23 protein-coding genes and 1 pseudogene are annotated in these 23,295 nt (G+C 68.6%); 16 read left to right on the forward strand and 8 right to left on the reverse strand.

Going from position 1 to position 23,295, the window contains the following annotated elements; all coding sequences use genetic code 11:
- Positions 1 to 18 precede the first annotated feature (18 nt).
- Positions 19 to 1,114, reverse strand: a pseudogene (locus AB431_RS29470) (hypothetical protein).
- 14 nt (positions 1,115 to 1,128) lie between these two features.
- Positions 1,129 to 1,746 (reverse strand): hypothetical protein, encoded by a 618-nt coding sequence (locus AB431_RS06730; protein WP_144418208.1) that lies wholly within the window; start codon positions 1,744 to 1,746, stop codon positions 1,129 to 1,131.
- Between the two features lie 108 nt (positions 1,747 to 1,854).
- Between AB431_RS06730 and AB431_RS06735 the strand changes: the two genes are divergently transcribed.
- On the forward strand, positions 1,855 to 3,090 hold the full coding sequence (locus AB431_RS06735; protein ID WP_082135574.1) for a mannosyltransferase: 1,236 nt from the start codon (positions 1,855 to 1,857) through the stop codon (positions 3,088 to 3,090).
- Here the strand turns inward: AB431_RS06735 and AB431_RS06740 are convergent.
- A complete protein-coding gene (locus AB431_RS06740; protein WP_047329279.1) occupies positions 3,065 to 3,349 on the reverse strand; it encodes a 4a-hydroxytetrahydrobiopterin dehydratase in 285 nt (94 codons plus the stop codon). The two genes, AB431_RS06735 and AB431_RS06740, sit on opposite strands and share 26 nt — an antisense overlap.
- 265 nt (positions 3,350 to 3,614) lie before the next feature.
- On the opposite strand from AB431_RS06740, the gene AB431_RS31470 reads away from it, so the two are divergent.
- From AB431_RS31470 to AB431_RS06760, 5 genes are read left to right on the forward strand one after another with little or no spacing between them, the layout of a single operon-like run.
- Positions 3,615 to 5,792 (forward strand): PE family protein, encoded by a 2,178-nt coding sequence (locus AB431_RS31470; protein WP_158423523.1) that lies wholly within the window; start codon positions 3,615 to 3,617, stop codon positions 5,790 to 5,792.
- Positions 5,717 to 6,811 (forward strand): Ig-like domain-containing protein, encoded by a 1,095-nt coding sequence (locus AB431_RS29475; protein WP_052960222.1) that lies wholly within the window; start codon positions 5,717 to 5,719, stop codon positions 6,809 to 6,811. The genes AB431_RS31470 and AB431_RS29475 overlap by 76 nt, the downstream gene beginning before the upstream one ends.
- A 10-nt stretch (positions 6,812 to 6,821) precedes the next feature.
- Positions 6,822 to 7,208 (forward strand): (deoxy)nucleoside triphosphate pyrophosphohydrolase, encoded by a 387-nt coding sequence (locus tag AB431_RS06750; protein ID WP_047329280.1) that lies wholly within the window; start codon positions 6,822 to 6,824, stop codon positions 7,206 to 7,208.
- Positions 7,209 to 7,220: 12 nt separating this feature from the next.
- Positions 7,221 to 8,435, forward strand: coding sequence for a cytochrome P450 (locus AB431_RS06755; RefSeq protein WP_047329281.1), 1,215 nt, complete (start codon positions 7,221 to 7,223; stop codon positions 8,433 to 8,435).
- 11 nt (positions 8,436 to 8,446) lie between these two features.
- The gene (locus tag AB431_RS06760; protein WP_235435843.1) at positions 8,447 to 9,520 is read left to right on the forward strand and encodes a hypothetical protein; all 1,074 of its coding nucleotides are present in this window, start codon (positions 8,447 to 8,449) and stop codon (positions 9,518 to 9,520) included.
- Positions 9,521 to 9,529: 9 nt separating this feature from the next.
- Here AB431_RS06760 and AB431_RS06765 read toward each other — a convergent pair whose 3' ends face one another.
- Together AB431_RS06765 and AB431_RS06770 are read right to left on the reverse strand one after the other, a co-directional pair.
- A complete protein-coding gene (locus tag AB431_RS06765; RefSeq protein ID WP_047333159.1) occupies positions 9,530 to 10,174 on the reverse strand; it encodes a GNAT family N-acetyltransferase in 645 nt (214 codons plus the stop codon).
- A gap of 40 nt (positions 10,175 to 10,214) precedes the next feature.
- Entirely contained in the window at positions 10,215 to 11,171 is a 957-nt protein-coding gene (locus AB431_RS06770; protein WP_047329283.1) for a TIGR03557 family F420-dependent LLM class oxidoreductase, read from the reverse strand.
- 215 nt (positions 11,172 to 11,386) lie between these two features.
- On the opposite strand from AB431_RS06770, the gene AB431_RS30770 reads away from it, so the two are divergent.
- The 8 genes from AB431_RS30770 to AB431_RS06805 all read left to right on the forward strand — a co-directional run bounded on the left by AB431_RS30770 (position 11,387) and on the right by AB431_RS06805 (position 17,486).
- A complete protein-coding gene (locus AB431_RS30770; protein WP_158423524.1) occupies positions 11,387 to 11,524 on the forward strand; it encodes a hypothetical protein in 138 nt (45 codons plus the stop codon).
- A gap of 21 nt (positions 11,525 to 11,545) precedes the next feature.
- Positions 11,546 to 12,454 (forward strand): PaaI family thioesterase, encoded by a 909-nt coding sequence (locus AB431_RS06775; RefSeq protein WP_047329284.1) that lies wholly within the window; start codon positions 11,546 to 11,548, stop codon positions 12,452 to 12,454.
- Between the two features lie 180 nt (positions 12,455 to 12,634).
- Positions 12,635 to 13,078: a 50S ribosomal protein L13 gene (rplM, locus tag AB431_RS06780; protein ID WP_047329285.1), complete on the forward strand. Its 444-nt coding sequence runs from the start codon at positions 12,635 to 12,637 to the stop codon at positions 13,076 to 13,078.
- Between the two features lie 14 nt (positions 13,079 to 13,092).
- Positions 13,093 to 13,566: a 30S ribosomal protein S9 gene (gene rpsI, locus AB431_RS06785; RefSeq protein WP_082135868.1), complete on the forward strand. Its 474-nt coding sequence runs from the start codon at positions 13,093 to 13,095 to the stop codon at positions 13,564 to 13,566.
- A 311-nt stretch (positions 13,567 to 13,877) separates the two neighbouring features.
- The gene (locus AB431_RS06790) at positions 13,878 to 14,357 is read left to right on the forward strand and encodes a hypothetical protein (protein ID WP_047329287.1); all 480 of its coding nucleotides are present in this window, start codon (positions 13,878 to 13,880) and stop codon (positions 14,355 to 14,357) included.
- Between the two features lie 160 nt (positions 14,358 to 14,517).
- Positions 14,518 to 15,855: a phosphoglucosamine mutase gene (glmM, locus tag AB431_RS06795; protein ID WP_047329288.1), complete on the forward strand. Its 1,338-nt coding sequence runs from the start codon at positions 14,518 to 14,520 to the stop codon at positions 15,853 to 15,855.
- Positions 15,856 to 15,903: 48 nt separating this feature from the next.
- On the forward strand, positions 15,904 to 16,194 hold the full coding sequence (locus tag AB431_RS06800; protein WP_047329289.1) for a type VII secretion target: 291 nt from the start codon (positions 15,904 to 15,906) through the stop codon (positions 16,192 to 16,194).
- Positions 16,191 to 17,486, forward strand: coding sequence for a hypothetical protein (locus tag AB431_RS06805; protein WP_047329290.1), 1,296 nt, complete (start codon positions 16,191 to 16,193; stop codon positions 17,484 to 17,486). The genes AB431_RS06800 and AB431_RS06805 overlap by 4 nt, the downstream gene beginning before the upstream one ends.
- 87 nt (positions 17,487 to 17,573) lie before the next feature.
- On the opposite strand, the gene AB431_RS06810 is transcribed toward AB431_RS06805, so the two are convergent.
- Both AB431_RS06810 and AB431_RS06815 read right to left on the reverse strand, forming a co-directional pair.
- Positions 17,574 to 18,614: an LLM class F420-dependent oxidoreductase gene (locus AB431_RS06810; protein ID WP_047329291.1), complete on the reverse strand. Its 1,041-nt coding sequence runs from the start codon at positions 18,612 to 18,614 to the stop codon at positions 17,574 to 17,576.
- Between the two features lie 41 nt (positions 18,615 to 18,655).
- Positions 18,656 to 19,507: a dienelactone hydrolase family protein gene (locus AB431_RS06815; protein WP_047329292.1), complete on the reverse strand. Its 852-nt coding sequence runs from the start codon at positions 19,505 to 19,507 to the stop codon at positions 18,656 to 18,658.
- A 56-nt stretch (positions 19,508 to 19,563) separates the two neighbouring features.
- Here AB431_RS06815 and glmS point away from each other — a divergent pair, with 56 nt between their 5' ends.
- Positions 19,564 to 21,432, forward strand: a complete 1,869-nt coding sequence (glmS, locus tag AB431_RS06820; protein ID WP_047329293.1) for a glutamine--fructose-6-phosphate transaminase (isomerizing) — start codon at positions 19,564 to 19,566, stop codon at positions 21,430 to 21,432.
- On the opposite strand, the gene AB431_RS06825 is transcribed toward glmS, so the two are convergent.
- Positions 21,419 to 21,802 (reverse strand): nuclear transport factor 2 family protein, encoded by a 384-nt coding sequence (locus AB431_RS06825; protein ID WP_047329294.1) that lies wholly within the window; start codon positions 21,800 to 21,802, stop codon positions 21,419 to 21,421. The genes glmS and AB431_RS06825 overlap by 14 nt on opposite strands.
- Positions 21,803 to 21,864: 62 nt before the next feature.
- Between AB431_RS06825 and AB431_RS06830 the strand changes: the two genes are divergently transcribed.
- The gene (locus tag AB431_RS06830; protein ID WP_047329295.1) at positions 21,865 to 23,286 is read left to right on the forward strand and encodes an NAD(P)H-hydrate dehydratase; all 1,422 of its coding nucleotides are present in this window, start codon (positions 21,865 to 21,867) and stop codon (positions 23,284 to 23,286) included.
- Positions 23,287 to 23,295: the final 9 nt, after the last annotated feature.

Here is a 23,295-nt window from a genome sequence, read left to right on the forward strand (position 1 = left end):
AGCGCGGCTTTTCGAGCCCTAGGGCACGACGGTCGAACCGATCGTCGGCATGAAGGTGCACTGCTTGTCCATGGTGGTCACCTGGCCGAAGATCGTCGACATGATGCTGCCCGAGCCGGTGTCGGCGATGGCCATCAGCGTGGTCGGGCCCGCGGAGTTCATATCGGGGTTGGGCTTGAGCGTGGCGCTGCCGGACTTGCCGGTCGTCAGGTTCACCCAGGTGACGTTGAGCGGCAGTTTCTGCTCCGCGGCCGGGGCGGGCGTGCCCACCGCGGTGAAGACGTAGGCGGTCTGCCCGGCGGCCGGTCCCGGCGTCGGGATCTTCGCCGGACCGGCGACGGAGATCGCGGTCGCGATCACATTGCCGCCGTCCTTGAGGCAGCCGTTGCTGATCGACGGATACATGAAATCTTGCGTGGGCGGCGTCGCCGGATCGTAGTTCGGGGCCGCAGCCGGCGCGGGCGCCGGTGCCGGCGTCGCGACATTGATCGAGTTGCCGGCGGGCGCCGCGGACGGTGACGGGGGGGCCGCCGGGTTCACCACGGTCACCGGGGTCGGCACCTCGGGCAGCGCCTCGGGCGCCGGACCGACGGCGTGCGCCGGGTCGATTCCGGTGGGCAGATGCGCCTCGGTGCCCGGAATCGCAGCGGCTGCTGCGGTGGCCGGCAGGTGTTCAGGCAGGGGGGCGGGGCCATTGCCGGGGCCGGGCGTCATCAACGGCGTGGTGCCGTGGGAGACGCCGGTCGCCTGGGCGGCGGGGGAAGCGTGCCGAGGGGAGTGCGGCCGAGGGTCCGGCGGCCCCGCCCTCCTGCACGAACTTGGTCACCTGCTGAGCCAGTGCGGCCGAGCCGCCCGGCGTGGTGGCGCCACCAGCGAGTTGCGAAGCCGCCGCGAGCAGCAGCGACTGCGCCGATGAGGGGTTCCCCGCGGCCTGCTGGACAACCGGTCCGAGCATCTGCATGGCGTCGAGGCCGGGCAGCTGGCCGGGGTCCAGCGGGATGGCCGGGTCCGCGGCCGCGACCGGGCTGAATGCCAGGCTGGTCGCGGCCACGAGCGCGGCGGTGGTCAGCAGAAGAGCCGGCTTGGCGATCTGCGGCACGGTGAACTCCCTCATCGGGTGGTGGTTGGTCAGGGCAGAGCGGACAGCGGCAGCAGCTGGCCGAGACCGGCGCCACCCGGGGTGGTCGGCGCGACCGGCGGGTTGCTGGCCGGCGGCACCCCGGCCGGTCCGGCGACCCCGGCGGCCACGGGGGCCACGGGGGCTGGGTTACCGACGGCCAGGCTGTCGCCGACCTTGACCGGGAACGGCATGTTCGACGGCGTCAGGCTGGCCAGGTCGCCGGGCACGCCGAGCTGGTTCAGCAGCGGGATGATCGGTCCGGCGATGCTCCCGGATGCAGGCGGAGCCACCGGAGCCACCGGAGCGGCGGCCGGCGCCGCGGCGCCCGGCAGCGTCGCGGGGGCCGCCGGAGCGCCACCGATCGGCGAGATCGGCAACGTCGACGGTGCGCCGGTCAATGCGGACGCGCCGCTGAGTGCGGTCGCGGCGCTCTGCAGCACCCCTGCGGCGGCCGCTGGGTTCGTGACCAGCTGCTGCAGCATGTTGAGCGCGGGCACGCCGGGAACGGCCGGTGAGACGCCCGGGTCGGCGGCGGCCGACGGGCTGAGTGCGAGCGCGACCGAGCACAGCCCGGCGGCGCCAATTATGTTGGCGGCGAACAACTTCGATATACGTGGCATGGTCATCCCAATCCCTCGAGTGCAGGTCTAACCCGAAGGTAGTCCGTTACTAGAGTTACTCAAGTGACACGTGTGGTGTTTATTCAACCGTTACGGCAGTGATGGTCATGTGTGATGCGCAGACCACTCCGAGCCCGGACCGATCGGGCGCGTCGCTACAGTCGCACGGTGGACACCAAGGCCTGGGCGGCGCGGTCAGCCTGGCTGGGCCCGGTGTTGCTGATTGTCAGCGTGGCCGCGCGGTTGGGTTGGACCTACCTGGCACCCAACGGCGCCAACTTCGTAGACCTTCACGTCTATCTCGGCGGCGCCGGGGCGCTGGACCATCCCGGCACGCTGTACTCCTACGTCTACGCCGACCAGACGCCCGACTTCCCGCTGCCCTTCACCTACCCGCCGTTCGCGGCCCTCGTGTTCTACCCACTGCACGCCCTGCCGTTCGGGCTGGTCGCGTTCTGCTGGCAGCTGGGCATCATCGCCGCGCTCTACGGGGTGGTCCGGGTCAGCCAGCGGCTGTTGGGCGCGCCCGCAGCGGGCGGTCGCCCCGTCGCGATGCTGTGGACCGCCGTCGCGATCTGGCTCGAACCGCTGCGCAGCAACTTCGACTACGGGCAGATCAACGTGATCCTGGTGCTCGCCGTCCTGTGGGCGGCCTACAGCAGCCGGTGGTGGCTGTCGGGCCTGCTGGTCGGCCTGGCGGCCGGGATCAAGCTGACGCCGGCCGTCACCGGGCTGTACTTCCTGGGGATGCGCCGCTGGGGCACGGCGGTGTTTTCCGCGGTGGTGTTCTTCGGCACCGTCGGTCTGTCGGTGGCGATCATCGGTCAGCAGGCCCGCTTCTACTTCACCGACCTACTCGGCGACGCGCGGCGCGTCGGGCCGATCGGAACCTCGTTCAATCAATCGTGGCGCGGCGCCATGTCGCGCATCCTCGGCCACGACGCCGGTTACGGGCCGGTGGTGCTGGCAGGTATCGCGGTGACGGCGGTGCTGGCGCTGCTGGCGTGGCGGGCCCTGGATTCCGACCGGCTGGGCTGCCTATTGGTGGTGCAGTTGTTCGGCCTGTTGATCTCGCCGATCTCATGGACCCACCACTGGGTGTGGTTGGTCCCGTTGATGATCTGGCTGCTGCACGGGCCATGGCGAAATCGGTTGGGCGCCCGAGTGCTTGGCTATGGCTGGCTGGCGCTGACGTTGGTCGGGGTGCCCTGGCTGCTCAGCTTCGCGCAGCCGACGATCTGGCAGGTCAGCCGGCCCTGGTATCTGGCGTGGGCCGGGCTGATCTACATCGTCGCAACCCTGGCGACGCTGGCCTGGATCGCGGCTAGACCTCGCCGAGCAACCCGTTGATATCGGCGGCCATCTGCACATCTTTGTCGGTGATCCCGCCCTCGGAATGCGTGACGAGTGCGAAAGTCACTGTGCGCCAGCGGATATCGATGTCGGGATGGTGGTCCCTGCGCTCTGCATGTTCGGCGACCCGGCGCACGGCCTCGATTCCCTCGAGGAATGACGGGAACTTCACCGATCGGCGCAGCGCGCCGTCGGCATGCTCCCAGCCGTCGAGATTCGTGACGGCGGCATTCACTTCTTCGTCGGTTAACGGCATGCGTACAAGTCTTCACCGACAGGAACGCGTTCGGAAGTCCGAGAAAAATCAGGGACATCTGTCTCAATTTTGGGACTCATGGGCGTAAGCGGTGTTACGTTGCCGGGGTTGCTCAACGTGTCGTGGCCGACGCGTGGGCCGGCATCGAAGCACATCGCACAAGCGACCGGGGGCGCTGATGATTTCCACTGCCATGTCCGCGAACAACGACGGGCGGCGGCCGCTCTGGTTGAGGTCACTTCCCGTGGAGTTCGGTGGACTTGGTATGGCGAAACCCGACGCGAGGCTGCTGGCCTGGCTGGGCGCGTCGGCCATCACTCTGGGTGTGGGCGCGGCCCTTGCCTCGACGCCCGCGACGGCCTCCGCCGACGCGACGGGCTCGGCCGGCGGGAAGGGCCCGACCTCGTCCAGCGCTGCATCATCTTCTGCCACAACGAGATCCACCGGCCAGCATCGGCCGAGCGTACGGGTGAAGTCGCCGACCGCAGCGAGCGCCAACAAGTCGTCGAACGCGCGGACGGCGATGCCGACCGAACCCGCCGCCGACCAGTCGATGGCCACCCCGAAAACGACGGTCGCGGCGCGGGCGACCCTGCCCAGGGCCTCGGCGGTGGCACTGCCCACCCCTGATGACGTCATCAGCCTCTTCTTCGGTAACGGAACCCCCGACCATCCCAACGCCGGCATCATCGCCGGCAACGGCTACTCGTGGACGGCGGATACCTGCACCGGCGGCATGGTTTGCCACGGCGGCAACGGCGGGATCTTCGGCGACGGCGGCGCCGGTTTCAACGGGGGGAACGGCGGCGCGGCGGGTTGGTTCGGCAACGGTGGTGCCGGTGGCGCGGGCCTGCAAGCAGCCAGCGGCGGCAGGGGCGGTGCCGGTGGCTTGATCGCCGGTGACGGCGGAGCAGGCGGAGCCGGCGGCGAGGCGTTCGCGCAGGGCACCGCGGGCGGCAACGGCGGAAGCGCCGGCCTGTTCGGCAACGGCGGCAAGGGCGGCGCCGGTGGCGTCCTGGCCGGCGAGGCTGAAGTGAGCAGCACCGGCGGTCAGGGCGGTGATGGCGGCAGCGGCGGCCTCTACCTCGGCAACGGAGGTGCGGCCGGCGCGGGTGGGAACGCGATCCCGATGGGCGCCAAGGGCGGCGACGGCGGTCATGGCGGCAACACCGGACTGATGTCGCTGTGGGGCTACGGCGGCGCGGGTGGCGCCGGCGGCGCATCCACCAACGGCGGCAAGGGCGGCGATGGCGGAAGCGGCGGATTGTTCTCGGTGTTTGCCATCGGCGGTGCGGGCGGTGCCGGCGGGACGAGTCCCTATTACGGGGCGACGGGCGACCACGGCGGCGACGGCGGACGCGGTGGCACCGGAGGACTCTGGTCGGGCAATGGCGGTGCGGGCGGCGCCGGCGGCTTCGGGGGCGGCGACGGTGGTGCGGGCGGCAGCGTCGGACTGCTGTCGGTCTTCGGTCAGGGCGGCGACGGCGGCAACGGCGGCACCGGGCAGACCGGGGTGCCCGGCACGAGCCCGGTACTCGCCCCCAATGTCGACGGCGGCCCCGGCGGTGACGGCGGACCGGGCGGCAAGGGCGGCAATGGAGGCAACGGGAGTTTCGTCTTCGGCAGTGGAGGCAACGGCGGCATCGGCGGCCAGGGCGGCCAGGGCGGCCAAGGTGGTAACGCCAGACGGCCTGACACCGTCGCAGAGGGAGACGGCGCGGCCGGTGGAAACGGCGGTGACGGCGGATTCGGCGGCGCTGGTGGTGCCAATGGTGGAGCCGGTGGAGCCGGCCGGTATCTGTTCGTCGTCGCGGCCAATGGCGCCGCCGGTCGCAGCGGGGCAGGCGGACGTGGCGGCAACGGCGGCGTGGGCTCGTCGGGTGGCTGGACGACCGATCCGAACGGCAACGGTGGGCTTGGCGGCTACGGCGGCCGGGGAGGCGACGGTGGCACCGGCGGTGCGAACGCGGCCGGCGGCCGCGGCGGCAACGGCGGGCTGGCGGTCGGGGCGGCCTGGGCGGCTTCACCAGCGGAACCGGCGGTGACGGCGGCAACGGTGGTTTCGGCGGCAATGGTGGCCAGGGCGGCGTCGGCGGCGGTGACGGGGGCGACGGCGGATGGGCCGGCGCGGCCGGGTCGGGTGGTAACGGCTTCAACAGCGGCAACGGCGCCGTCGGCGGCAACGGCGGCAACGGCGGAAATGGTGGCCAGGGCGGTGGCGACGGCGGCGCGGCAGGCAACGCTGCCAACGGCGGCTGGGGGGGCTCTGCCTCCGGCGGCACCGCCGGAAAGGGCGGGACCAACGGCGTTGCCGGAACCAACGGCGACCCGGGTGCTCCGGCTTCGGCGGCGGCTTCGGCGGCGGCAGTGGCCAACTCGACGGCCGCAGCCACTCCGCTGCAGACCCTGCAGTCGATGTGGAGTGACCTGTCCCGGCAGCTGACCTACATCTTCTTCAACCAGACACCCACGTTGTCACCGACGTGGTATCTCCCTTCGGGCTCCGGCAAAACGATTCGGGTGGACGCCAACGGGGTGAGCAACAACGGCTACGCCGTCACCTACGGGGTGAGCACGCAACCGACGCACGGCACCGTCACTTTCGATGCCGCCACGGGCACCTACCGATACACGCCCAGAGACGAGTTGGTCACTCCGGGCATCACCGACCGCTTCACGATCACGGTCGACAATGGAACGGCGGCGGATCTGCCTGGCGCCCTTGGCATGTTGCAGCAGGCGCTGCACACCATCGCGGTGCGGCTCGGCGTGGCCAAACCCGACATCGTCGAGCGCGAGATCGTGGTGACGGTGCCGGGCACGGGTTACTACGGCGACCGGGCCAACGACGAATGGTGGGACAAGCAGAGTTACTCGAACTGCACCCTGATGGCGACGGCGATGGCCATCGGCCAGGTCACGGGTACCAAGCCGGAAGAGGCCGACATGGTCGCCCTGGCGAAGACGACCGCCAGCGTCGTCTACCCGGGCAGGCGAATGTACCTCGACGAGGACATCGCCAACGGAGTTGCGGTCAAGGACGCGGTCCAGCTGATGAACACCAATCCCGACTTCAATGTCACGGCGTCCACCAAGCGATACGGCGTCTACGACGAGGCAGGCAACCGGATCAGCGGCGCCACCGCCACCGACGCCCAGATCGCGCTGAATGATCTGGCGGCGGCGCTGGCCGCAGGCAACGCCACCATGGTCACGATCAACACCGACTCCATCTGGAGCACGCAGCCGGACTACCGGACGTCGGCGACACCGAATTACACCCGTGCCAACCACGAAGCGGTGGTGATTGCCGTCGACCTGGTCAACGGCACGGTGTACTTCAACGACAGCGGGCCGGCGTACGGCAAGGACATGGCCGTACCGATCGGGGCGTTCCTCAACGGTTGGCAGAGCAACGACTACGAGTTGACCATCGTGAAGGCCAAACCCACCACCACATAAGCTCACTCGGGTGAGTCAGATCGTTGTCGCCGGAGCGCTGATCTCCGGCGCGACACTTCTGGTGGCCCAGCGACAGCGTCCGCCCGCACTCGCCGGACTGTGGGAGTTGCCGGGTGGCAAGGTCGCAGCGGGGGAGACCGAGGCTGACGCGCTGGTGCGGGAGCTACGCGAAGAACTCGGCGTCGACGTGGTCGTCGGTGAGCGGCTCGGGGCGGACGTTCCCCTTGGCCAGGCAATGATCCTGCGGGCCTATCTCGTCACCCACGCCGACGGCGACCTCCACCCGCACGACCACCGCGCATTGCGGTGGGTGAACTCCGACGAGCTGGACTCGCTGGACTGGGTGCCCGCCGATCGGGCATGGCTGCCGGACCTCGCGAAACGCCTTGGAGCCTGAGCCCGTCGCCCTATGATCTGGGTCGTGCTCACGGACGTCACCGCCGGCGTCGATCTGATGGACGGCCGGTTCTACGCCAGCAATGAGGCGCGTGACGCCTACCGCTGGATGCGCACGCACCAGCCGGTCTTTCGCGACCGCAACGGACTGGCCGCCGCGGCGACCTACCGGGCGGTGATCGACGCCGAGCGGCAGCCGGAGTTGTTCTCCAACACCGGCGGTATCCGGCCCACCACACCGCCGTTGCCGCACATGATCGACATGGACGACCCGGAGCACCTGCTGCGGCGCAAGCTGGTCAACGCCGGCTTCACCCGGAAGCGGGTCAGAGACAGAGCGGAATCCATTGACGCGCTGTGCGATACATTGATCGACGCGATCTGCGAGCGCGGCTCGTGCGACTTCGTCCGCGACCTCGCCGCACCGCTGCCGATGGCCGTCATCGGCGACATGCTCGGCGTCGCACCCCAAGACCGGGACACGCTGCTGGGCTGGTCCGACGACATGGTGGTCGCACTGAGTTCGGTGGCCACCGAGGAGTCGCTCACCACGGCGGCGAACGCGCTGACCGCGTACAACGAGTTCATGGCGGGCTTCGTCGCCGAACGTCGGCGCGAACCCGCCGACGACCTGGTCAGCGTGCTGATCGCCGCCGAGGTCGATGGCCAGCAGCTCACCGACGAGCAGATCTTCGCCGAGACGCTGCTGATCCTCATCGGCGGCGACGAGACCACCCGCCACACCCTCTCCGGCGGAACCGCCGAACTGACCCGCCATCCAGACCAGTGGCAGGCGTTGCGCGACGACCCCGAACTGCTGCCCGGTGCGGTGGAGGAGATGCTGCGGTGGACCTCGCCGATCAAGAACATGTGCCGAATGTTGACTGCCGACACCGAATTTCACGGCACCGCTCTGCACAAGGGCGAGAAGATCATGCTGCTGTTCGAGTCGGCGAACTTCGACGAAACGGTATTCGGTGATCCCGACGTATTCCGTATCGACCGCAATCCCAACAACCATGTCAGCTTCGGGTTCGGCACCCACTTCTGCCTGGGCAACCAGCTGGCTCGCCTGGAGTTGACGGCCATGACTCGGCGGGTGCTGGAGCGGCTGCCGGATCTGCGGCTGGCCGACAGGGCCGAGCTGCCGCTGCGGCCGGCCAACTTCGTCAGCGGACTGGAGGCCATGCCCGTCGAATTCACCCCGACCGCCCCGATTTCCCGCTGAGGGTCGTGGGCGTGCTCCGGTTCATCTGGCAGCGTGTACTGGCGTTCGACCGCATCGGGTCCCGGATCCCGCAGCTGATCCAAATCTGGCTTCTCGAACTGTTTTTCGCGTTGCCGCTGGCGTTCTTCATCGGCAAGGCCATCGACATCCACGGCGCGTTCGGAGTGCCCGGCACGGGGGAGTCGATGCCCGGTACCTTCTGGGCTGCGCTCGTGATCGCCCTGATCGCCGGGTTCTTCTTCGTGCGTTCCCTCGTCAAGCCGAGGATTGTGCAGGGCTCGTGGGCGCCGGTAGTCCACGCCGATGTCGGCGACTTCACGATCTACGCCGCCAACAACCAAGCTCGGGTCAACTACGTCTACCTGAGCAGCCACCCGTCGTACGCGCTGCTGCTCCTGCTCACCGCGCCCATTCCCGCGGTCATGTTCGCGGCCACCCAGAACCAGGGTGACAGCACCTTCTACTGGCGGATAACCGGCATCGTCGGTCTGATCATTCTCGGCTGTATGGCGCTGGCGCGGGTATTGGCCTGGTACGTCTTCAAATTCGGCCGCAAGCAGCTCGACGACCAGCTGTCGGTCCTGCCGGTGTCGCCGCGAAGGTTGAGCTGGGAGATCGCCTGGAAACCGGTGCTGATGCTGATGGTCCTGATGTACGGGATCGTCTGCGTCCCACTCGGCTGGATGTGGCTGGCCGAGAAACGCACGATCGCCGCGCTACCCGAAGTGACCGTCGCGGACGCACAGAGCCATGTCGGTGACTACCGCAGGGTGCAGGGCCGGCCGGCCTCGGACCCGGTGTACTGGGCGCCCCGTGGCACCGGCCGTGGCGGCAACAACTATGCAGGCGCAGGGATTCTCATCGATCTCGACAATGGCGGGCAGGCACTGCTGCTCGCGGAATCGATGTCGGTACCCGACTTCCGCGGCGTCATGAAGGACACCGGCAACGGCCGATTGACGGCGACCGGCAAGGTGATCGACGAGATCACCGCCGACCAGCGCAGGTATTACGGCTTCGACCCGGATGCGTTCGGCGTCGCGCCGCGGGACGGGCGCGTCATGCTGCTGCTGTCCTATCCCTGAGGTCGGCGCCTAGCGCGCCGTCTCCAGTTGCGCGCGCACCGCTTCGACGCCGACCCCCCGGATATCGTCGCGGCGGATCGTGGCCCACCGGGCCTGCGTCATGGCGAATCCGACCATGGTGTCGGGGCGGTCCCGGCGGGTCTCCACCGTCGTGCCCGTCTCGGTGTAGGGCAGCGAACGTGTCACCGCCAGCGAGGCGGTGTTGTCGTGCCAGGCCCGGGTGATGGCCAGATCGGCGTCGAAGCCGGCGAAGATCAGGTGCAGTGCCGCCTGCCGCATCTCCTTGCCGATGCCCCGGCGCTGGTACGCGCGGCCCAGCCAGGACCCGGTGGTCAGACTGCGGTTCTGCGGAAAGTGTTCGGCGTGAACCGAACACATGCCGACAACCACCTCATCGACCAGCACGGCGAGATCGAGATTCCATCGGTTCGCCGACGTCTCGGCGCGGTTGCGCCAATAGAACTGCAGGCTGTTGCGTTCCAGCTGCGGGGAGGGCACATCCGTCCACGGCTCACTGAACGGCATGGTGGCTGGATCGTGAATGCCTTTGGCCGCCAACGTAGCCAGCTGCACACCCAACTCGTCGCTGACGTAGCGCAGCACCAATCGCGGTGTCACCACCTGTAGGTCGGCCAGCGGCCAGATATCAGCCATGACCAATCGGACCACAGCGCATGCCGAGCGTGAAAGCGATTTATCCGCGCAGCTGCGGCAGCACCTCTTTCTCCCACGCGGCGAAGAACCCGTCCATGTCCGGCGCGATCTGCTGGACGTAGACCTCGTCGACCCCGGCGTCGATGTACTTGCGCGCTCGCGCGGCGTGCTTGTCGGAGTCCGGTCCACAGATGATCGACTCGCCGACCGTCTCCCGCGGCACCAGGTCCATCAACGCGGCAAAGTCCTTGGGCCGCGGCAGAGTCTGCGCGCTCTGCCCCGGCAGGCCGTCGTTGGCCCATAGTCGGTGCGCGATGTCCAGCGCGGTGTCGGCGTCGCGATCCCAGGCGACCTTCATGCCCGCCTGCACCGGTTTGTCACCCCCGCCGGATGTGCGGAACGTCTGCACCAGATCGGCGTCCGGCGTCACCAGCACGTAGCCGTCGCCGATGCGGCCGGCCAGCTCGGCGGCCTGCGGCCCGAAACCCGAGACGTAGATCGGCACCGGCTGCTCGGGCCGGGTGTAGATGCGGGCCTCCTGCACTTCGTAATACACACCGTGATGGCTCACCTCGTCGCCGCGGTGCAGCAGCCGGATCACCTCGACCGCCTCCTCGAGCATCTTGAGCCGAACCCCGACCGACGGCCACGGGTCGCCGAGGATGTGTTCGTTGAGGGCCTCACCACTGCCCACGCCCAACACGAATTTTCCGTCGAGTTGCACGGCGGCCGTCGCGGCGGCTTGGGCGATGATCGCCGGGTGGATCCGTATCGTCGGGCAGGTCACGGCCGTCGACACCGGAAGCGAGGTGGCTTCCGACAGCGCGCCGATCACGCCCCAGACGAACGCGCTCTGCCCCTGTTCGTCGTTCCACGGATGGAAATGGTCCGAGATCCACAGACTTTCGAATCCGGCCGCCTCCGCGCGCTTGGCCTGATCGACGAGTTCCTTGGGGCGGTACTGCTCAGAAGACAGGAAATATCCGATTTTCGCCATGACGGCGAAGTACCCATTGCGGGCAAGGCTATTCGCTGGTCTGCCGGCCTTGCGGGCCGGAATGCCGCGATGATGGAGGCCCCCGAACTCGACGTCAGATCGGGGTCGGAGAGCACACGGATTAGCGCCGCTGCGGGGGCTCTACGTCGACGGCGGACACGTGCTGGACACCGAAACCGGCCATTTGCTAACCACTTTCGCCGATCAGGCATGCCATGCCTGGCGCCGGCGCGATGCCGGGACCTGGAACGACTCGAGCACTGGCGTCCACCATCGACGCGCTGTTCGGCAACCTGCCGCAGGGGCTCAGCCGTCTGGCGCTGATCGGCGCCGGGCTCGACCTCGCGTCCTGACGTGCGGCAAGATGCCGGGTAATGAGCACACCTAACGGACCCCAAGTGGCCTTCTGCGTCGGCTTCACCGGGGTCAGCGAGGCCGGCATCTCCCTGCAGCAACAGGTGAGTTCGGCGCTCGTCGACCACCGCGGCCTGGTCGAGATGCCGGCGTACGCGGTGATGGCTGAATCGGTGACCAGCGGCGCCTACTGGTATTCCTTCGACGAACCGGTCGCGACCGTGCAGTCCTGGCTGGCGCTGACCGCAGGTGCCCGGCCGCAGGTGGGGGACCGCCTGCACGCCGTGTCGGTGCTGGCCCATCACGACGACGCCCATGGCACCGCGACGATGACGGTCACCAACGGCTCCCATGACGTCGTCTGCTCCGGGGTTGCCCGCGCCGTACGGGTCGGCCGCACCACCGAAGCGCTGCGTGCCGTGGAGAAGCGGGTCGTCGTCGAACCCGACGAGCTGCCGGCGCCGCCGGACATCGACGCAGACGTCTCGGCCATCGACCCGGACTGGGACGGCCGGCGCATCCTGACCGCCATCGCCCGCGGCGACATTGCCCGCGGGCCACTGTGCGAACTGCTGGCCATGACCGTCGAGCCCGGCGATGACCCCGTGATGACCGTCGAGCCGCAGCCGTGGATGGCCAACCCGCTCGGTGCCATCCAGGGCGGCGTCATCGCCTCGATCATCGGTCAGGCCTGCTCGCTGGCCGGCCAGGCCCACACCGGCCCCGGCGACCGCTACACCCTGGCCGACCTGAGCGTTTACTATTTCCGGTCGCCTCCGGTCGACGGCCGAGCCCTCACGTTGACGGCCACCACCGACCGGGTCGGGGGGCGGATGGCGACCGTCGAGGCCGCGATGACCGACGCCGCCGGCACCCGCTACGTCCGGGCCGTCGCCAACATCGCCTACGAGCGGGGACGAGCGTTTTGACCGGCCCGCATCGTCGCAGGTAAGCTGCCACGTTGGCGTGCGGTACGCCGCGGATTCGTCCGCGGGGTAAGCCGGGTTCTCGGGTCAGTGTTGGTCGCCGAGAAGCAACCCCACCTGTCGCGTCCCGACCGGCACCCGGGTCATACCGGGGCTCATCCGAGAAGAAAAGAAGGTAGCGCTGTGCCTACGTACACGCCGAAGGCGGGTGACACCACGCGTTCGTGGTACGTCATCGACGCCACCGACGTGGTGCTCGGCCGGCTCGCCGTCGCGGCAGCAAGTCTGTTGCGCGGCAAGCACAAGCCGACATTCACGCCGAATGTGGACGGTGGCGATTTCGTCATCGTCATCAATGCCGACAAGATCGCCGTCAGTGGCGACAAGCTGCAGACCAAAATGGCCTACCGTCACTCGGGTTACCCCGGTGGTTTGCGGGCGCGCACGCTCGGCGACGAGATGGCCAAGCATGCCGATCGCGTGGTCGAGAAGGCCATCATCGGGATGCTGCCGCACAACAAGCTGAGCCGGCAGATCCAGAAGAAGCTCAAGGTCTACGCGGGCCCGGATCATCCGCACGCCGCCCAGCAGCCGATTCCGTACGAGATCAAGCAGGTGGCCCAGTGAGCGAACCGACAGACGTGACCGAGGTCGAGGTGACCGAGGTCGAGGTGACCGAGGCCCCGGAGGCCGCTGCCGAGAGCACGCCCCGCGCGCCGGTGATCATCGACCGTCCGATCCAGACCGTCGGCCGCCGCAAGGAGGCCGTGGTGCGGGTTCGGCTGGTGCCGGGCACCGGCCAGTTCAACCTCGACGGCCGCAGCCTCGAGGCGTACTTCCCGAACAAGGTGCACCAGCAGCTGATCAAGGCCCCGCTGGTGACTGTCGACCGGGTGGACAGCTTCGACGTCTTCGCCCACCTCGACGGCGGTGGCCCCTCGGGTCAGGCCGGTGCGCTTCGCCTCGCGATCGCCCGCGCGCTGATCCTGGTGCAGCCCGAGGACCGTCCGGCGCTGAAGAAGGCCGGCTTCCTCACGCGTGACCCGCGTGCCATCGAGCGCAAGAAGTACGGCCTCAAGAAGGCCCGCAAGGCGCCGCAGTACAGCAAGCGCTGATCTGCCGGGTCCCTATGCAACGGCCCACCGGGCGTCGCCCAGCTTTTCGCTGGAGGCGCCCGGTGCGTCGTTTGTGGCCTGGGTCACACACGTGTGGCCTGCTCAGCGGGTGTGCCGCAGAGAATTATTAAAAAATGGTTTGAGTACATGCCGCTCCGGCAAGCCTTGAAGAGGCCGGCGGAAACGTCGGCTGCCCAAGGTAGGAGCAGGACCCTTCGGGGGGTCGGTGTCCTCCTTCGGGGCTGTGAGGTGAGTTGAATGCTCCCGCAGCTCTGATTCCCTGCCAATCACGCAGAAGAAAAGGAGCGAACATGAACACGTTCACGAAGACGGCCGCTGGTGCGGTTTTGGGTGGCTCGCTGCTCGTCGCGGGTGGTTTCGGACTCGCGAACGCGGCTCCCGAGGCCCCGGCGCCTCAGCCCCAGGCTCAGTCCGTGGTGAGCGACGGCAAGGTCAACGTCGCGCTTTCGGTCAACGGCCAGCAGCTGGGCATCATCCAAGATGTGACGCTGACCAACGCCGAGAGCCTCGCCACGGCGGTGTGCCCCAGCGATGACCTGGCGTCGCGCCTGGGTGAGCTCGACACCAACCAGATCACCACGCTTCCGGTTTGCGCCAGCGTGACCGGTGGCCTGAGCTACACCTTCACCCAGAACGGGCCGGGTAACTCTGAGGTCGCTCAGGGTCAGGGCCACGGCAACGGCAACGGCAGCATGGGGTCGGCTACCACGACCGCGGTGCCCGCGCCGACGGCGCCCTCGGCCGGCTCGTCGACCGCTGACAGCCAGTAGGCAATAGTCAGCCCGTACAAGCTGCGCACTGCCCGCACCCGCACCGGGTGCGGGCAGTGTTCGCTGTTGGGCGTCTCGGAGCAGTGTCGGTTTGGCGGCGACACGGTGGTTGACCTCATTGGTTGTGTCGTGAGCGGCCACATGTGAGAGGTTTGTCCGCATGGGTCGACTGTTCGGCACTGACGGTGTCCGGGGCGTCGCCAACCGTGAACTGACTGCCGAGCTGGGTCTGGCGTTGGGAGCGGCGGCGGCTCGCCGTCTCGCCGTCTCGGCAAGCTCTGGGCGGCGGTTCGCGGTCATCGGTCGTGATCCGCGGGCCAGCGGCGAAATGCTCGAAGCGGCGGTGATCGCCGGCGTCACCAGCGAGGGTGTGGACGCGCTGCGCGTCGGTGTGCTGCCCACGCCGGCAGTGGCGCACCTGACCGCGTCATACGGCGCAGACTTCGGTGTGATGATCTCCGCCTCGCACAACGCCATGCCGGACAACGGCATCAAGATCTTCGGCTCCGGCGGCCACAAGCTCGATGACGACGCCGAGGACCGCATCGAAGAGCTCGTGGCTCAGGGTCCCGGGCTGCGGCCCGTCGGCGCCGACATCGGCCGCGTACTCGATGCCCGCGACGCTTTGGAGCGCTACCTGCACCACGTGCGTGCGGCGGTGCCGGTCCGGTTGGACGGCCTGACCGTGGTGGTCGACTGCGCCAACGGCGCGGCGTTCCAGGCCGCTCCGCGCGCCTATCACGCTGCCGGCGCCCGGGTCATCGCGATCAACGCCGATCCGGACGGCCTGAACATCAACCACGGCTGCGGCTCGACGCATCTGGAGCAGGTGCAGGCCGCCGTGTTGGCCCACGGTGCCGACCTTGGCTTGGCGCACGACGGTGACGCGGACCGCTGCCTGGCGGTCGATGCGACCGGGCGCGTGGTCGACGGCGACGCGATCATGGTGATCTTGGCGCTGGCCATGCGCGAGGCCGGTGAGCTGACGTCCGAGACGCTGGTGGCCACGGTGATGAGCAATCTCGGGTTGCACATCGCCATGCGTGAGGCCGGTATCGCGGTGCGCATCACCGGCGTTGGGGATCGGTATGTCCTGGAGGAGCTACGGGCCGGAGGGTTCAGCCTTGGCGGTGAGCAGTCGGGCCACATCGTGATGCCAGCGCTGGGCACCACTGGGGACGGCATCGCGACCGGGCTGCGGCTGATGGCGCGGATGGCGCAGACCGGCCGGTCGTTGGCCGAGCTGGCCGCACCCATGCAGACCGTGCCGCAGGTGCTCATCAACGTCCAGGTCGCCGACAAGGCGACAGTCGCCGAAGCGCCCGCGGTGCAGAGCGCGGTGCGCGAGGCCGAGGCCGAACTCGGCGACACCGGACGGATTCTGTTGCGCCCGTCGGGAACTGAACAGATGGTCCGCGTCATGGTGGAGGCTGCCGACGAGGACACCGCTCGGCAACTGGCGGTCCGGATCGCCGAATCGGTCAGCGCCGCGGGCTGATCTGAACTTTTTGGAACCGGTTCGGCGTTTTGTGCGTCATACCCGAATATGGGTAACACGCGTGTGGACTGCGCTGGGGTACGCGTTGCCGCGCAACGTTTCGACGCCACCGCTGGGATACTCGACGGTGCATTGCGTGCGCAGCTGAGCCGCTTGCAGTTCGACCGCAATGTGGCGGGGCGCGCGCATGGTGCTCACGGCGACGCGGTCCGTGCCGAGCTTGAGCGTCTGACGGCCGGGATGGCGCAGTGGTCGCGGGCGGCAGTGCGGGTGGCCGACGCGCTACGAGTCACCGCCGACCGCTACGGTGACGCCGAACTACGGGCGGTGATCCGATGACCCTGGACGTCGCTGCACGGCTCGCGGCGGGGCGGCCGTCGGTGACCAACACGCAGACCTACGTGACCGCGTGCCATGCCGTCGGCTATCAGCATCCGGATTTGACTGCGCACCCGGCGCAGATCGTCGAGTGGTTCGGCAATGAGGACGGCCTGGACTTGACCCAGCTCGATGCCGACTGTGCGGCGCTGCGCGCTGCATCGGCCGCCGCCGACGACGCCGTGCGCGCGTCGAGAGATGGGCTGGCAGCCCTGACGGCGGCATGGGACGGTGAGTCCGGCTCTATGGCAATCGAATTCGTCGACCGCCATTGTGCGGCAGGGTTGGCGTTGGCGGGCGCACTGCGTGCCGCAGCCGCGGCGTGTGAAGCACTGCGTGATGGTCTGAGCCGGCTGGTCGACGAGAAGGTCGGTGCTGCGGTATCGATCGACGACCGTCGCGCCGGCGAGCGGCCGGTATGGCTGGCCGCGGCGGCGACGGTGTCCGGCGGGGGAGCGGAGGTCGTCACCCACCAGATCGTCCCGTACGTTGACGCCGACATCCGCATCGACTGGCTCACTGCGATGCGATCGGCGACGTCGTCGGTGTCAGCCGCCTACGAGGACGCGCTGCGGCAGTTGAATGCCGCTGCGACGGTCTATTTCGAGGTGCCCGGCGCCTTCGGTTCGCCGCCTCCTTCCGCTGCGCCTGCGCCGCCGCCTGCGCCGCCGCCTGCGCCTGCGCCGGTCACGTCGCCGGCCGCCGTGCCCCTCCTTCCCCCGCCGGTCACCGTACCTGAACCGACGGTGCCACTGTCGGCCGCGGATCCCGCTCCGGCTCAACCACTTCCGCCACCCCCGCTTGCCGGACCGCCGGCTCTCGATACACCCGCGTCTGCCGGCATACCGGCCATGCCGACCATGCCTGATGTCGGCGGTGGCCTGTCCGGGCTGGTGGGGCAGATCGCCGACGCGCTCGGTGGGCTGTTCGACTCCATGCCGGATGATGCGGTAGCCAATGACATGCCGGAGGCCGAAGACTCTGTCGCCAAAAACGATCCCGACAATGTGGACGTCGTGGAAGAGCCTGCATCCGAACACGATCCGGCTGCCGAGGAACCCATCCCCGAGGAGGTGGCGACCGAAGAAATGCTTGCCCCGGACGCAGAGGCACCCGAAGCCGAGCCGCCGCCACCGCCCCCGCCACCCGAACCGGTGACGGCACCAGTCCCACCGCCGCCGGTTGCCGAGCAGCCCGATGGGCAGACGCCGTGTGAGATCGCCGCCGACGAACTTCCGCAGGTCGGCCAGTGACCGAGCGTGAACGGCCCCTTGTGCCGGCATCCCGTCGCCGGCTGCTGCGTCCGGCCGACGAGCAACGGGCCGCACACCCACCGGTCGTCAGGGCAGTAGCTGCCGCAATTCCTCGACCCAGCTGATGTATTCACCGGCGTCGGTTGTGGTGGGCGTGGCCAACAGTGTGGTGACGCCGGCCTGGGCGAACGCGGCGATGCGTTCCTTGACGAATCCGCGCGGGCCGATCAGGTTCACCGCGCGCACCAGCTCGTCAGGCACCGCGGCGATCGCCTCGGCCTTGCGGCCGGACAGGAACAGGTCTTGGATGTGGTCGGCCACCTCGCCGTACCCGTAGCGAGTCGCCAGCTTGTGGTAGAAGTTCTGGCCTCGAGCGCCCATTCCGCCGATGTAGAGCGCCAGGTGCGGCTTGGCCCAGTTCAGGCGTTCCTCGACATCGTCGCCGATGGCCAGTGACACGCCGACCATCACGTCTAATTCACCAAGTGCGCTGTCACGCTTGGCCTTTCCGGCCCGCAACGCGTCACCCCAGACGTCATCGGCCTTCTCCGGGTAGAAGAACACCGGCTGCCAGCCCTCGGCGATCTCGGCCGTCAGCTCGACGTTCTTGGGGCCGAGTGCGGCGATGGTGATCGGAATCCGTTCGCGGACAGGGTGATTGATCAACTGCAGCGGCTTGCCCAATCCGGTTCCCCGGTCGGCGGGCAGAGGGATCTGATAGTTGCGACCCTGGTGCTGGACGCGTTCACGGCGCCAGACCTGCCGGCAGATATCGACGACTTCGCGGGTGCGGCCCAGTGGCGCGTCGAACGGCACTCCGTGAAATCCCTCCACCACCTGCGGGCCGGACGTGCCGATGCCGAGCCGGAAGCGACCGTCGGACACGAAGTCCAGGCCGGCCGCGGTCATCGCCAGCAGCGTCGGCGTCCGGGTGTAGATCGGGAAGACGCCCGAGCCCAGCTCGATCGTCGAGGTCTTCGCGGCCAGATAGCCGAGCTGGCTGACCGCGTCGTACGAGTAGGCCTCGGCGACGAGGGCGATGTCGACCCCGGCTTTCTCCAACACGACGATGTGCTCGACGGCCTCGCGGAAGCCGCCCGAATAGTCCAGAAATATCCCGGTGCGCATTCGCAAAGTAAATCACCAACCAGTTGGTTGGGCGAGGGTGGCTACTTCAGCAGCGCGACGAACTGTTGCTCCGGGGTCACCGGCTCGGCGTCGGGATCGGGCAATTCGGTCTTGGGCAGCACCGCCTCTGGATCGGCGAACTCTCGATAGGTCTTGTCGCCGGTCAGGTGGAACAGCAGGAAGCCGGTCAGCAGAGCACGCGCCGTCTTCTGCGTCTTTCTGTCCGACCCCGGCATGCCCAGCACCTTGGCGAATCGACGCTTCTCGGCCAGCCCGGACGACTCGGCCTTACTGACGATGCGCAGCACCGATCCCTTCCAGGCCTCGGCCAGGTGAATGGCATCGGTGCGCAGCGAATGCAGATCATCGGGCGCACTGAGCACCAGGCCGGGCACTTTCAGCGACGCCGCCGGCTGCTCAGCCTCGGGCTTGGTCACCGTCGGGAAAAGCGCTGCGACCGCCTTGGGGGCGCCCGACGCCGCCCCGGCCAGGCCCGCCGCGGCGAAGACCGCGGCCGAGCCACCGAAGCCGTGTCCGGCCAGGCCCAGTTTGGTGGGGTGCACGCTGATCTCACCGGGGCCCAGCCGCACGCCGCTGATGATGTCGAGGGTGGTGCCCAGGTCGACCGAAAGATTCAGCACCGACGGCGCGAATCCGCGCTCGGTGTTCGGGGCGGCCGCGACGATGCCCCATGACGCGAGATGTTCCAACGTCTTCACGTAGTGGTCGACATCTGTGAGCCAATCGTGGCCGAAGGCCACACCTGGCAGATTGAATCCCGACGCCGGGGTGTAGACGATGCCGGGTAACCCGGCAAAGGCCAGGTCACCGCGCAGAACCTGATGCGGACCGCGGCGTGTCAGCGCCGCGAAGAGCTTGCGTGTCCGGGCCACCCCTTGAACCTAGCGGACTCGGTTGAACCCCGGATGCTGCACTACCCTGGATCAACATGTGCGGAATCGTGGCCTACGTCGGGCATCGTCCTGCCCGCGGTGTCGTGGTCGATGCACTGCGGCGCATGGAATACCGCGGCTACGACTCATCCGGGGTCGCCCTGCTGGACGGCGACGGCGGCTTGACCGTGCGTCGCCGGGCCGGCCGGCTGACCAATCTCGAGGAGGCGCTGGCCGAAACCGACCCCGATGCGCTGACCGGGACCGCAGGAATGGGCCACACCCGGTGGGCCACCCACGGCCGCCCGACCGACCGCAACGCCCATCCGCACCGCGACGCGGCCGGCAAGTTCGCCGTCGTGCACAACGGGATCATCGAGAACTTCGCCACCCTGCGCCACGAGCTGGAGGCCGACGGTGTGGAGTTCGCCAGCGACACCGACAGCGAGGTGGCTGTTCACCTGGTCGCCCAGGCGTACCGCCAGGGCCCGACCGCGGGTGACTTCGAGGCGTCTGTGCTGGCGGTGCTGCGGCGGCTCGAGGGCCATTTCACGCTGGTGTTCGCCCACGCCGACGATCCCGGCACGATCATCGCCGCCCGTCGGTCCACCCCCCTGGTCGTCGGCATCGGCGACGGCGAGATGTTCATCGGCTCCGACGTCGCGGCGTTCATCGAGTTCACCCGCGACGCTGTCGAGTTGGGCCAGGACCAGGCGGTGGTGATCACCGCCGAGGGCTATTCGATCACCGACTTCGACGGGGTCGACGACACCGCGAACGCCCGCGAATTTCACATCGACTGGGATCTGTCAGCCGCTGAGAAGGGCGGCTACGACTACTTCATGCTCAAGGAGATCGCGGAGCAGCCGGCGGCCGTCGCCGACACCCTGCTCGGCCATTTCATCGACGGCCGCATCGTGCTCGACGAGCAGCGCCTGTCCGATCAGGAACTGCGCGAGGTCGACAAGGTCTTCATCGTCGCCTGCGGCACGGCATTCCACTCCGGGCTACTGGCCAAGTACGCCATCGAGCATTGGACCCGCCTGCCGGTGGAGGTAGAACTCGCCAGTGAGTTCAGATACCGCGATCCCGTCTTGGACCGCGGCACCCTGGTGATCGCGATCTCCCAGTCCGGCGAGACCGCCGACACCCTGGAGGCCGTCCGGCACGCCAAGAGCCAGAAGGCCAAGGTGCTGGCGATCTGCAACACCAACGGCAGCCAGATCCCGCGTGAGGCGGACGCGGTGCTCTACACCCGCGCCGGGCCCGAGATCGGGGTGGCGGCCACGAAGACCTTCCTGGCCCAGATCGCCGCGAACTATCTCGTCGGCCTCGCGCTGGCGCAGGCCCGGGGCACCAAGTACCCCGATGAGGTCGAGCGCGAGTATCACGAGTTGGAGTCGATGCCCGACCAGGTCACCCGGGTGCTCGAACACCTCGAGCCCATCACGGCGTTGGGTCAGCAGTTCGCGTCGTCGCCGACGGTGCTGTTCCTGGGCCGCCACGTCGGCTATCCGGTGGCGCTCGAGGGTGCGCTCAAGCTCAAGGAATTGGCGTACATGCACGCCGAGGGCTTCGCGGCCGGCGAGCTCAAGCACGGACCGATCGCGCTGATCGAAGACGGCCTACCCGTGATCGTGGTGATGCCGTCACCGAAGAACGCGGCGACCCTGCACGCCAAGTTGCTGAGCAACATCCGCGAAATCCAGGCCCGCGGCGCGGTCACGATCGTGATCGCCGAGGACGGCGATGACACCGTGCGCCCGTACGCCGACTACATCTTCGAAATACCCGCGGTGTCAACGCTTTTCCAGCCGCTGCTGTCCACCGTCCCGCTGCAGGTGTTCGCGGCCGCGGTGGCCCGGGCTCGCGGCTTCGACGTCGACAAGCCCCGCAATCTCGCCAAGTCCGTCACGGTCGAGTGACGACGGCGGTCTGCTGATACAGCACGAGCCGCCACCTGCCGTCGACGCGGTGATACACCGACGACATGGCTCCGACGAACGGTTCCTCGGCACCGTCGCGCCGGGCCGTGCCGACGTACACCAGTGCCGCCGTGTCGGCGCCCGCGGCGACGACCCGGGGATCGGACAGCTCGAAACTCGTCCACGGCGGAGCCTGGCCGAGCGCCGAGGTGACGGCAGCGCGGTCCATCACCGAACCGTTGGCCAACACCATTACCGCGTCCTCGGTCATCAGGTCGCCGTAGAAGCGATCGCCGGTGGACTCACACAGCGATTGCCACCCGGCCTGTTCGACTTCCAGGAGCTCATTCAGTAACTGCTGATCGGTCATGAGCGTGAATACCCACGCGGACTTGGCTGCTATCCGCGATTGAGCACGTAACCTTGGTGCCGATGCGGCACTACTACACCGCCGACGCGATTCGCGCCGCCGAGGCGCCCTTGCTGGCGAGCCTGCCCGATGGTGTGCTGATGCGCCGTGCCGCCTACGGTTTAGCCACCGCGATCGCCCGGGAACTGCGGGCGCGCACCGGCGCGGTGACCGGTCGTCAGCTGTGTGCGGTGGTCGGCTCGGGTGACAACGGCGGTGACGCGCTGTGGGCGGTGACCTTGCTGCGGCGCCGCGGTGCGGCCGCAACAGCCGTGCTACTCAACCCCGAACACACCCATGCCAAGGCGTTGACGGCGTTCCGCTCCGCCGGTGGCCGGGTGGTGCCCGCCGTGCCGCCGTCGACCGATCTCGTGATCGACGGAGTCGTCGGCATCTCCGGCAGCGGCCCTCTGCGCCCGGCGGCCGCCGAACTGTTCGCCGCCGTCGACGACGCCGGCATTCCGGTGGTGGCCGTCGACATCCCCAGCGGCATCGACGTGCAGACCGGAGCGATCACCGGGCCGGCGGTGCACGCCGCGGTCACCGTCACCTTCGGTGGCCTCAAACCCGTTCATGCGCTGGCCGACTGCGGTCGCGTCGAACTCGTCGACATCGGCCTGGACCTGCCACGTACCGATGTGCTGGGCATGGAAGCCCCCGACGTGAAGGCACGCTGGCCGTTGCCCGGTGTGCGCGACGACAAGTACTCCCAAGGCGTGACCGGCATCTTGGCCGGTTCGTCCACCTACCCCGGGGCGGCGATCCTGTGCACGGGTGCCGCGGTGGCCACGACCTCGGGCATGAAGCGCTACGCGGGATCCGCCGCAGCCGAGGTCGTGTCACACTGGCCGGAGGTGGTGGCCGCGCCGAACCCGCACGCCGCCGGACGGGTGCAATCCTGGGTCGTCGGACCCGGCCTCGGTACCGACGAGAACGGTTTTGCCGCATTGCATTTCGCGCTCAGTTCAGATCTTCCGGTGGTGGTCGACGCCGACGCTCTGACCATCCTCTCGACGCAGCCCGACCTGGTGGCCGGGCGGGCAGCGCCGACGGTGCTGACCCCGCATGCCGGCGAGTTCGCCCGGCTGGCCGGCGGTCCGCCCGGCGAGGACCGGGTCGCCGCCACCCGCAGGCTGGCCGAGGCCTTCGGCGCCACGGTCCTCCTCAAGGGCAACGTCACGGTCATTGCGGAGCCGTCCGGCACGGTGTACCTCAACCCGGCCGGCGGGTCGTGGGCGGCAACCGCCGGCTCCGGCGACGTGTTGTCCGGCATGATCGGTGGGCTGCTGGCGTCTGGACTGCCACCCGCGGAGGCGGCGGCGTCAGCGGCGTTCGTGCACGCCCGCGCCGCCAACGCCTCTGCTGCCGATCCCGGCCCGTCCCCGGTGCCCACGTCGGCGTCGCGCATCCTCGCCCATATCCGTCAAGCCATCGCAGAACTGTAGAAAGGACGC

Source organism: Mycobacterium sp. EPa45 (genome assembly GCF_001021385.1).
In the GTDB taxonomy this organism is placed as follows: domain Bacteria; phylum Actinomycetota; class Actinomycetes; order Mycobacteriales; family Mycobacteriaceae; genus Mycobacterium.